This is a genomic window from Streptomyces sp. NPDC056738 (genome assembly GCF_042790435.1).
Lineage (GTDB): Bacteria > Actinomycetota > Actinomycetes > Streptomycetales > Streptomycetaceae > Streptomyces.
Map to the genome: position 1 here is coordinate 1 of NZ_JBHTZF010000033.1, position 9,579 is coordinate 9,579.

Genomic DNA, 9,579 nt, shown 5'->3' on the forward strand with positions numbered 1-9,579 from the left:
CCCGGACACCTGACAGGCGTCCGGGACCCGCCCCCGCTGTCGAACGGCGGCCGTCAGGACTCCTTGAGCCATTCCCGCAGCTCGTCCTTCAACGAGCGCTGGAACGCGGTCAGCAGCGCCTGCACGACCAGCGGCTGCATGTGCGCCGAGAGCGACTTCACGGCCGCCACGGACTCCCGGTCGCCCACGGCGTTGCGCAGCAGCCCGGACAGTTCGTGGGCCGCGGCACGCGAGTGGTCGAGCAGGACGGTCCGCGCGGCGAGGATCGTCTCGTCCGCGATCGGTACGTCCAGGAGCTCCAGGCCGAGCTTCAGCAGCCCGGGGTCCAGCCGGAGCGGGTCCCCCGCCCCCTCGACGACGCCCATCGCGGCGAGCCGCTCCAGGTCCGCGTCACCCAGCGGCCGCCCGGCCCGCCGCTCCAGTTCCTCCCGGGTCACGTCCTCCATCGCGTCGGGCGCCCAGGAAGCCACCACGGCGCGGTGGATGGCGAGGTCGTGCGCGCTCAGCCCCGGCGGCAACTGCGTCAGGTGGCGCTCGATCGCGGCCAGCGTCATGCCCTGGTGCTGCAACTCCTCGATGAGCGCGAGCCGGGCCAGATGCTCCTGGCTGTAGTGGCCCACCCGGCGGGGGCCGATCACGGGCGGCGGCAGCAGGCCCCGGGCGCTGTAGAAGCGGACCGTGCGGACCGTGACGCCCGCGCGCGCGGCCAGTTCGTCGACCGTGAGTTTGGGCTCCTCGGTGTCCGTCGTCATGCCAGGTCCTCGCCTCTCCCGTCGTGCGGCGCGCGTCCGGGGTGAGGGGTGACGGCGCGGTGCAACAGTATTGCTGTCTCACCAGTGTTGTGAAAGCACCTGTCCAGCGACGCCGTTGTCAGTGGCGGCTTCTACGGTGGTGTCATGCCGGAGATCAGCTACGTCCGCGGGGACGCCACCGCTCCCTCGGTCAAGGGCGTCAAAATGATCGCCCACGTGTGCAACGACGTCGGGGGCTGGGGGAAGGGCTTCGTGCTGGCGCTCTCCCGCCGCTGGCCGGAGCCCGAGGCCGCCTACCGCGCCTGGCACCGCGGCCGCGCGAGCAACGACTTCGGCCTGGGCGCGGCCCAGTTCGTCCAGGTCGAGCCGTATGTGTGGGTGGCGAACATGGTGGGGCAGCGGGGGATACGCACCGGCAGCAAGGGCGTTCCCGTGCGGTACGAGGCCATCGACGCCGCCCTCGCGCTGCTGGCCGGCAAGGCGGTCGAGCTCGGGGCCTCCGTGCACATGCCGCGCATCGGATGCGGGCTGGCCGGTGGCACCTGGGCGCGGGTGGAACCCCTGGTCACCGAGCGGCTGGTGCGCCGCGGCCTGGCGGTGACGGTGTACGACCACGGCGGCTGACCGGCGCCGGAGGCGTCGCGGTGACGGGCTGCCCGCTCACCTCGGATGAGCGGAGCACGGAAGCGGGCCTCGCAAGCGCGGCCCTGGAGAGAGCTGGAGGGAGCTGGAGGAAGCTGGAGGGAGTTCACGAAGGGGCTTGCGGAAGTTTCTGCAACTCCTTGCGGTGATCGTCGGGGGACTGGTTGACTCGCTGCTCGCGTCCGAAAGGGAGTGTCATGAGCCGCGACATCGACGTCCTCGTTCTGGGCGGTGCGGGTGTGGACACGATCGTCCACGTCCCCGAACTGCCGCTGCCCTACGCCGACAGCTACATGATCCGCCCGGGCATCGAGACCCGCGCCGGGCAGACCGGTGACTTCGTCGCGCTGGGACTGCACACCCTCGGCCTGCGCACGCACCACCTCGACATGCTCGGCGACGACCCCGAGGGCGACCTCGTGCGCGCCCTGCACCGGGAGCGGGGCATCGCGCTCACCGAGGTCCCCCAGCCCGCGGGCACCAAGCGCGCGGTGAACCTCGTGGGCCCCGACGGGCGCAGGCTGTCCCTGTACGACGACAGCCGGGCGAGCCAAGGGGACCGGCTGCCCGAGGACACGGTGCGCGATCTGGCCGCGTCGAGCCGGCACGCCCATGTCTCCATCACCCACCCGTGCGCCTTCGCCCTGCCGGTCCTGCGGGAGGCCGGGGTGACCATCTCGACCGATCTGCACAACTGGGACGGTGAGAACCCGTACCACGAGGCCTTCGCCTACACCGCCGACATCGTGTTCGTCTCCACCACCGCCCTCCCCGACCACGAGCGCACCATGCGGAAGATCGTGGAGCGCGGCCGGGCCGAGGTCGTCGTCGCCACCGCCGGCGCCGAGGGCGCGTACGTGCTGGCCGACGGCGAGGTGACCCACATCCCCGCGATCCCGCCCCGCACGCCGGTCGTCGACTCGAACGGCGCGGGCGACTCCTTCGCCGCGGGCTTCCTCTTCGGCCGTCTGACCGGCGAACCGGTCGAGCGCTGCGCCCTGTACGGCGCGGTGGCCGGCGCCTACGCCTGCACGGTGCCCGCGACCCGCGCCGACGCCATCACCCGCACAGAACTCCTCGACCAGACGGCACACCACGACCTCGGCGCCCCGGCCCGCCCCTGACGGAGGGCCCGCAGGCCCGCGTCCCGCCGAGGTGGGACGCGGGCCCGTGTCGTGGGCCCCGGGGTGGGCTCAGCGGGGTGGGCTCAGTGTGCGTGGAGCGAGTTCGTCGCGGCGATCTTCTTCCACGACTTCGGGCGGGCGGTGACCGTCTTCGCCGGGGTGGCGGGGGCGACCCCCGCGTTCCGGGCCGCCGGAGTCGCGGGCTTCGAAGGCTGGAACAGCCAGGTGTCGAAGAGCGTCGCGAGCGACGTGCCGGACACCTGCTCCGCGTACCGCTGGAAGTCGGCGACCGACGCGTTTCCGTACGCGTGCTCCTTCGGCCAGCCCTTCAGGATGGCGAAGAAGGCGTCGTCCCCGACCCGGTTGCGCAGTGCCTGCACCGCCAGCGCGCCCCGGTCGTAGACCGCGATGTCGAACTGGTTGTCGGGCCCCGGATCCCCGGGCGCCACCGTCCAGAAGGCGTCGTCCGCCGGATGCGAGGCGTACACGTAGTCCGCGAGCTCCTGCGCCGTGCCCTCGCCCTCGTGCTCCGACCACAGCCACTGCGCGTAGCGGGCGAAGCCCTCGTTGATCCAGATGTCCTTCCAGCCCTTCAGCGACACGTCGTCGCCGAACCACTGGTGCGCCAACTCGTGCACGACCACGGAGGTGTTGGAGCCGTTCGCGAACTGGCGCGGGCTGTAGTACACCCGGGTCTGGGTCTCCAGCGCGTACCCGGTGGTGGTGTTGGGGACGTATCCGCCGGCGCTGCTGAAGGGATACGGCCCGAAGTAGCCGCTCAGCCAGTCCACCAGCTCGCCCGTGCGCTCGACACTGGCGCGCGCCGCCCCGTCGTTGTCGCCCAGGTCCTTGCTGTAGGCGTTGACGACCGGGACGCCGCCCTCGGAGGTGCCGGTCGTGATGTCGAACTTCCCGACCGCGAGCGTGGTCAGATACGTGGCCTGCGGCTTGTTGGACCGCCAGTTGTAGCGGGTCCAGCCGAGCCGTGAACTCGTCGACTGCAGCGTGCCGTTGGAGATCGCCTGGGTGCCGTCCGGGACGGCCACCGACACGTCGTAGGTCGCCTTGTCGAGCGGGTGGTCGTTGCTCGGGTACCACCACCAGGCCGACTCGGGCTCGTCCGCCGCGACCGCCCCGTCCGGGGTGCGGTGCCAGGTCGAGAACCCGTACGCGCTCTTCGTCGACGGCACTCCGCTGTAGCGGACGACGACGGTGACCGCCGTCCCCTTGGCGAGCGGCTTCGCCGGCGTGACCTCCAGCTCGTGCTCGCCCGACCGGGCGAACCACGCCTTCGCGCCATTGACCCGCACCTCGCTCACGTCGAGCAGAAAGTCCAGATCGAACCGGGAGAGATCCTGCGTCGTGGTCGCCAGGAGGGTGGCGGTGCCCTCCAGTTCGTCCGTCGTCGGCCGGTACGTGAGCCTCAGGTCGTAGTGCGAGACGTCGTACCCGCCGTTGCCGTAGGCCGGGTAGTAGGGGTCGCCGATGCCCGGTGCTCCCGGGGTGTAGCTCGCCGCCGATGCCGGGATCGCCAGCAGCAGGGAGGCGGCCAGAGCGCCCGGGGCGATGAGTCTGCGGTGCACGTCAAGCTCCAAGTCGTCGGGGCATGAAGTCGGTCCGGAGCCTATTCAGTCCCTGGGGCACCAGTCATGTCCACGGTCACCCCTGTCACACGATCGCCATTCGGCCGACATGAGTCCTCCCGGACCGATGGCCCGTCAGGCACCCCCTGTCGCAGGAGAGTTCACCGGGGTACGTTCCGCGCATGCCGATACCAGTGAGCCGAACGCGCTTCATGACCTGGAGATCGCTCGCGACGGCGGCCGTGGCCGCCCTGATGGCCGCGTTACTCCTCCCGGCCGCCGCACACGGCGCGCCGAGACAGAGCACACCGGTCTACTCCTACGAGAACGCCATCCGCGAGTCCGTCTGGGTGGACACCGGCCTCGACGGCGACCGCGACGGACGGCACGACCGCGTCGCCGTCGACATCGTCCGGCCGCGCGAACTCGCCCGCCAGGGACGCAAGATCCCCGTGATCATGGACGCCAGCCCGTACTACTCCTGCTGCGGGCGCGGCAACGAGAGCCAGAAGAAGACGTACGACGCGAACGGCCACGTCGTCCAGATGCCGCTGTTCTACGACAACTACTTCGTGCCGCGCGGCTACGCCTTCGTCGGCGTCGACCTCGCCGGCACCGACCGCTCCGACGGCTGCGTCGACGTCGGCGGCCGCTCCGACATCCAGTCCGCCAAGGCGGTGATCGACTGGCTCAACGGCCGCGCCCGGGGCTACACCACCCGCACCGGCACGACGACGGCCCGGGCCACCTGGACGGACGGCAGGACCGGGATGATCGGCAAGAGCTGGGACGGCACCATCGCCAACGGCGTCGCCGCCACCGGCGTGAAGGGCCTGAAGACCATCGTGCCGATCAGCGCCATCTCCTCCTGGTACGACTACTACTTCGCCAAGGGCGCCCCGCTCTACGACTCCGGACCCGACTGGCTGTCCGGATACGTCGACAGCCCCGACGCCCGCGCCAAGTGCGCGGCCGTACAGCGGAAACTGGTCGACGGCGCGCCGCGCACGGGCGACTGGACGCCGCTGTGGACCGAGCGCGACTACGTCAAGGACGCCTCGAAGGTGAGGGCCAGCGTCTTCCTCGTCCACGGCATGCAGGACCTCAACGTCCGTACCAAGAACTTCGGCCAGTGGTGGGACGCCCTCGCCAAGAACGGCGTCGACCGCAAGATCTGGCTCTCCCAGACCGGCCATGTCGACCCCTTCGACTTCCGCCGCGGCGCCTGGGTCGACACCCTGCACCGCTGGTTCGACCACGAACTCCTCGGCTACGACAACGGCATCGACCACGAACCGATGGCCGACATCGAACGCCACCCCGACCAGTGGACGACCTCGGCCGTCTGGCCGCCCCGCACCACGAGCGCCACGACCCTGCGCCCGAGCGCGGGCGCGCAGCCGGGAGTGGGTGCTCTGGGGCTCGCCCGCCGCTCCGGGACCGAGACGTTCACCGACGACCCGACGCGCAGCGAGACCGACTGGGCCGCCCACATCGACCAGACGACCACGGACAAGGCCGGATTCACCACCGGGCCGCTCACGCACGACCTGCGCCTCTCCGGCTCCTCCCGGGTGACCGTGACCGCCACCCCCACCACAGCGACCGCCCACCTCTCGGCGGTCCTCGTCGACCTCGGCCCGGACACCGTCCGCGACTACGCCGGCTCCGGCGAGGGCATCACGACCCTGACCGACCGCACCTGCTGGGGCGCGAGCACGGCCGGCGACAGCTCCTGCTACAAGGTGACCGCGGCGGCCAGGACCGACGTCGACTTCACCGTCGTCAGCCGCGGCTGGGCCGACCTCGGCAACCACGCCTCGGACAAGGGCGTCGCGCTCACCCCGGGCAAGGCGTACACCATCACGCTGGACCTGGCGGCGACGGACCACGTGATCCCGAAGGGGCACCGGCTCGCGCTGATCGTCGCGGGCACCGACAAGGACCTGATCGACCCGCCGGCCGACACGCCGACCCTGACGCTCGACCTGTCCCGTACCTCGGCCCGGGTGCCCCTGGTGGGCGGCGCGGGCGCGTTCGAGCGGGCGACGGCGGGCTCCACGGCGGCACCGTCCGCGTCCGTCCTCGACGGCGTACGCGCCCCGCGCGCCGCACTCCGCGTCCCGGGACAGGCCGGTTGACCCACCGACCTGCCGCCCTGTGACGCACTGACCCGCCCGACCCTCCGGCCCCCGCGGCCGGAGGTCAGCGGGAGGCGGCCGGACCGGCGAGTCCGGCCGCCTCCCGCGCGCATCCCCACGCCACCGTGACGCCGGCGCCCCCGTGCCCGTAGTTGTGCACCAGCACCCGTCCGTCCGGCCGCACCTCGCGTTCCAGCCGCACCGTCTCGCGCACCGGACGCAGCCCCACCCGGTGGCCGAGCACACGGGCCCCGGCGACCTCGGGACGCAGCGCCGCGCACCGCTCGACGATCCGCGCGGCCGCCTCGGGGTCGGGAACCAGCGACCAGTCGTCCTCGTCCGTGGTGCCGCCGAGGATCACCCGGTCCGGCTGCGGGAAGACGTACGTCGTCGTCCCGGCCGCCGGGTCCGTCGAGACGAGCCACTCACGGATCCCGGGGTTCTCGACGATCACGAGCTGTCCGCGCACGGGCCGGACGGCCGGGTCCGGGACGAGATCACGGGCGCCGAGGCCCGCGCAGTTCACGACGACCGGCGCGTCCGGCTCCGCGAGGTCCGTCACCGTCCGTTCCTCGACCGTCCCGCCCGCCCGCAGCAACCGCTCCCGCAGATGGCGCAGATGCACGGGCATGTCGAGCAACGGCAGCCGTGCCCGCAGCGCGGTGCCCGGGTACTCCTCGGCCGTCGCCGCGCGCAGTCCCGGCACCCGGGCCGCCCACGACCCCAGTTCGTCCAGCCGCGTCTCGCCCATGACCCCCTCGACCAGACGTACGCCACTGGTCTCGGGCCGCGCCGCCGACTCCTCGTACACGGAGAGCGATTCGAGGGCCCAGGCACGGGCCCGTTCCTTCGGCGCGATGCGGTACGGCCACCACAACGCCCCCGCAACGGCCGAGGTGGTCCGCTCGGCGGGCTCCCGCGCCCACACCCGGACCCGCCTGCCGGCCTCGGCCAGCACCACGGCCGTCGTCAGACCGACGACCCCGCCGCCGACCACGATCACGTCATCGTTCCCGGGCTTCTCCATGCGGGGACGTTAGCGGAACATGCCACGACGGAGGTCTCGTCACTCCCCGCCTGGGGATACTCACACCATGTCCTCCGAGTACGCCACCTTCGGCCTGGCCCCGGCGACGCGTGCCGGTGGAGTCCTCACGGGCGGCGACCCCCGGGTCCACCGGGACGCCGTCGACTTCGTCGTCGACGGGCGCCCGTTGCTGTCGGAGCTCTCCGGTCTCGACGCGGTCTCCCCGCTCGCCTCCGACGTACCGCCCGCGATCTTCACCGCCCAGGTGCGCGGCCTCCTCCTGGAGGCGGACGCCCCGCTCGACGGCGGCAGGCACGTCATCTACGGCTGCCCCGAGTGCGAGAGCGTCGAATGCGGCGCCGTCACCGCGGTCGTCGAGCGGGACGGCGACGACTACGTCTGGCGGGACTTCGCCTGGCAGACCGGCGACCGCCCCGATCTGGAACGCAACGGCTACCACGGAGTGGGGCCCTACCGCTTCCACGGCCCCGAGTACCGGGCCGCGCTGAACTCCCTGGGCGAGTCGTCCGTCAGGGCCCGTACGCCGGGGAGCGCACGGGTGGAACCGGTCACGCACCGGGACCCGCAGCGGCGGTGAGACGGGCTCCGGCGGGCCGTTAAAATCGGCTCCCTGATGACTGCCACCCTCGTCGCCAAGAACCTCACCGCCGGACACGGCGACCGCGCGCTCTTCGCCGGACTCGACCTCGTCGTCGCGCCCGGCGACGTGATCGGGCTCGTCGGCGCCAACGGCGCGGGCAAGTCCACGCTGCTGCGGCTGCTCGCCGGTCTGCTCACCCCGGAACAGGGCGAGCTGCGTCTCTCCCCGCCCTCCGCGACCGTGGGGCACCTGCCCCAGGAGCCGGAGCGCCGGGAGGGCGAGACCGTACGGGACTTCCTCGCCCGCCGGACGGGTGTCGAGGAGGCCCAGCGGGTGATGGACGAGGCGACGCAGGCGCTCGTCGACGGGGCGCCGGGCGCGGACGACGCGTACGCGAACAGCCTGGAGCGCTGGCTCGACCTCGGCGGCGCCGACCTCGACGAACGCGCCGAGGAGGTCGCCGACTCGCTGGGGCTCGGCGTCGGTCTCGACCAGCCGATGACCTCCCTGTCCGGCGGCCAGGCGGCCCGGGCCGGCCTCGCCTCCCTGCTGCTCTCCCGCTACGACGTCTTCCTGCTCGACGAGCCCACCAACGACCTCGACCTCGACGGACTGGAGCGCCTGGAGCGCTTCGTCTCCGGGCTGCGCGCCGGGACCGTCGTCGTCAGCCACGACCGCGAGTTCCTCACCCGCACGGTCACCAAGGTCCTCGAACTCGACCTGGTCCAGCAGCAGATCACGCTGTACGGCGGCGGCTACGAGGCCTATCTCGAAGAGCGCGACACCGCCCGCCGGCACGCCCGCGAGGACTTCGAGGAGTACGCCGACAAGCGCTCGGCCCTCGAGGGCCGGGCCCAGATGCAGCGGGGCTGGATGGACAAGGGCGTCAAGAACGCCCGGCGCAAGGCGGGCAACGACAACGACAAGATCGGCCGCAAGTTCCGCAGCGAGGCCAGCGAGAAGCAGGCCGCGAAGGCCCGGCAGACACAGCGCATGATCGAGCGGCTGGACGTCGTCGAGGAGCCCCGCAAGGAGTGGGAGCTGCGCATGGAGATCGCGGCGGCCCCGCGCTCGGGCGCGGTGGTGGCCACGCTGCGCGACGCGGAGGTACGGCGCGGGGAGTTCACCTTCGGTCCGGCGACGCTCCAGATCGACTGGGCGGACCGGGTGGCCGTCACCGGGGCGAACGGCGCGGGCAAGTCGACCCTGCTGGGCGCGCTGCTCGGCCGGGTGCCGCTGTCCTCCGGCCACGCCACGCTCGGCTCCGGTGTGGTCGTCGGCGAGGTGGACCAGGCGCGCAAGCTCTTCCACGGCTCCGAGTCGCTGCTGGACGCGTTCGGCGCGGCCGTCCCGGACACCGAGCCCGCCGAGGTCCGTACGCTGCTGGCCAAGTTCGGCCTGAAGGCGGACCACGTCCTGCGTCCGGCGGCCACGCTCTCGCCGGGTGAGCGCACCCGCTCCGCGCTGGCCCTCCTCCAGGGCCGGGGCGTCAACCTGCTGGTCCTGGACGAGCCGACGAACCATCTCGACCTGCCGGCCATCGAGCAGCTCGAATCGGCCCTGGACTCCTACGAGGGCACGCTGCTGCTGGTCACCCACGACCGCCGCATGCTGGACGCGGTCCGCACGACCCGCCGCCTGGAGGTGGCGGACGGCAAGGTGACGGAACGCTGAGCCTCGCCGGCCGGCATACGGAAGGGGGCGACCGC

Annotated in this window: 7 protein-coding genes and 1 pseudogene; 5 read left to right on the forward strand and 3 right to left on the reverse strand. The window is 72.3% G+C overall.

All coding sequences use genetic code 11. The features are described from left to right. Nucleotides 1–53: 53 nt before the first annotated feature. Complete coding sequence (locus tag ACFRIC_RS41870) at nucleotides 54–752, reverse strand: MerR family transcriptional regulator (protein ID WP_382797289.1); 699 nt, start codon at nucleotides 750–752, stop codon at nucleotides 54–56. 144 nt (nucleotides 753–896) lie between these two features. Here ACFRIC_RS41870 and ACFRIC_RS41875 point away from each other — a divergent pair, with 144 nt between their 5' ends. Both ACFRIC_RS41875 and ACFRIC_RS41880 read left to right on the forward strand, forming a co-directional pair. Beyond that, the gene (locus tag ACFRIC_RS41875) at nucleotides 897–1,376 is read left to right on the forward strand and encodes a macro domain-containing protein (RefSeq protein WP_382797290.1); all 480 of its coding nucleotides are present in this window, start codon (nucleotides 897–899) and stop codon (nucleotides 1,374–1,376) included. Nucleotides 1,377–1,591: 215 nt separating this feature from the next. Further along, the gene (locus ACFRIC_RS41880) at nucleotides 1,592–2,518 is read left to right on the forward strand and encodes an adenosine kinase (protein WP_382797291.1); all 927 of its coding nucleotides are present in this window, start codon (nucleotides 1,592–1,594) and stop codon (nucleotides 2,516–2,518) included. Nucleotides 2,519–2,601: 83 nt separating this feature from the next. On the opposite strand, the gene ACFRIC_RS41885 is transcribed toward ACFRIC_RS41880, so the two are convergent. Next, complete coding sequence (locus ACFRIC_RS41885) at nucleotides 2,602–4,101, reverse strand: M1 family metallopeptidase (RefSeq protein WP_382797292.1); 1,500 nt, start codon at nucleotides 4,099–4,101, stop codon at nucleotides 2,602–2,604. 182 nt (nucleotides 4,102–4,283) lie between these two features. On the opposite strand from ACFRIC_RS41885, the gene ACFRIC_RS41890 reads away from it, so the two are divergent. Further along, nucleotides 4,284–6,242: a Xaa-Pro dipeptidyl-peptidase gene (locus ACFRIC_RS41890; protein WP_382797293.1), complete on the forward strand. Its 1,959-nt coding sequence runs from the start codon at nucleotides 4,284–4,286 to the stop codon at nucleotides 6,240–6,242. 64 nt (nucleotides 6,243–6,306) lie between these two features. Here the strand turns inward: ACFRIC_RS41890 and ACFRIC_RS41895 are convergent, their stop codons facing one another. Then, on the reverse strand, nucleotides 6,307–7,269 hold the full coding sequence (locus ACFRIC_RS41895; RefSeq protein ID WP_382797294.1) for an FAD-dependent oxidoreductase: 963 nt from the start codon (nucleotides 7,267–7,269) through the stop codon (nucleotides 6,307–6,309). Between the two features lie 67 nt (nucleotides 7,270–7,336). Between ACFRIC_RS41895 and ACFRIC_RS41900 the strand changes: the two are divergent. Together ACFRIC_RS41900 and ACFRIC_RS41905 are read left to right on the forward strand one after the other, a co-directional pair. Further along, nucleotides 7,337–7,810 (forward strand): annotated as a pseudogene (locus ACFRIC_RS41900) (oxidoreductase); the annotation flags it as partial. A gap of 93 nt (nucleotides 7,811–7,903) precedes the next feature. Beyond that, complete coding sequence (locus tag ACFRIC_RS41905; protein WP_382797295.1) at nucleotides 7,904–9,544, forward strand: ABC-F family ATP-binding cassette domain-containing protein; 1,641 nt, start codon at nucleotides 7,904–7,906, stop codon at nucleotides 9,542–9,544. The last annotated feature ends 35 nt before the right edge of the window (nucleotides 9,545–9,579 follow it).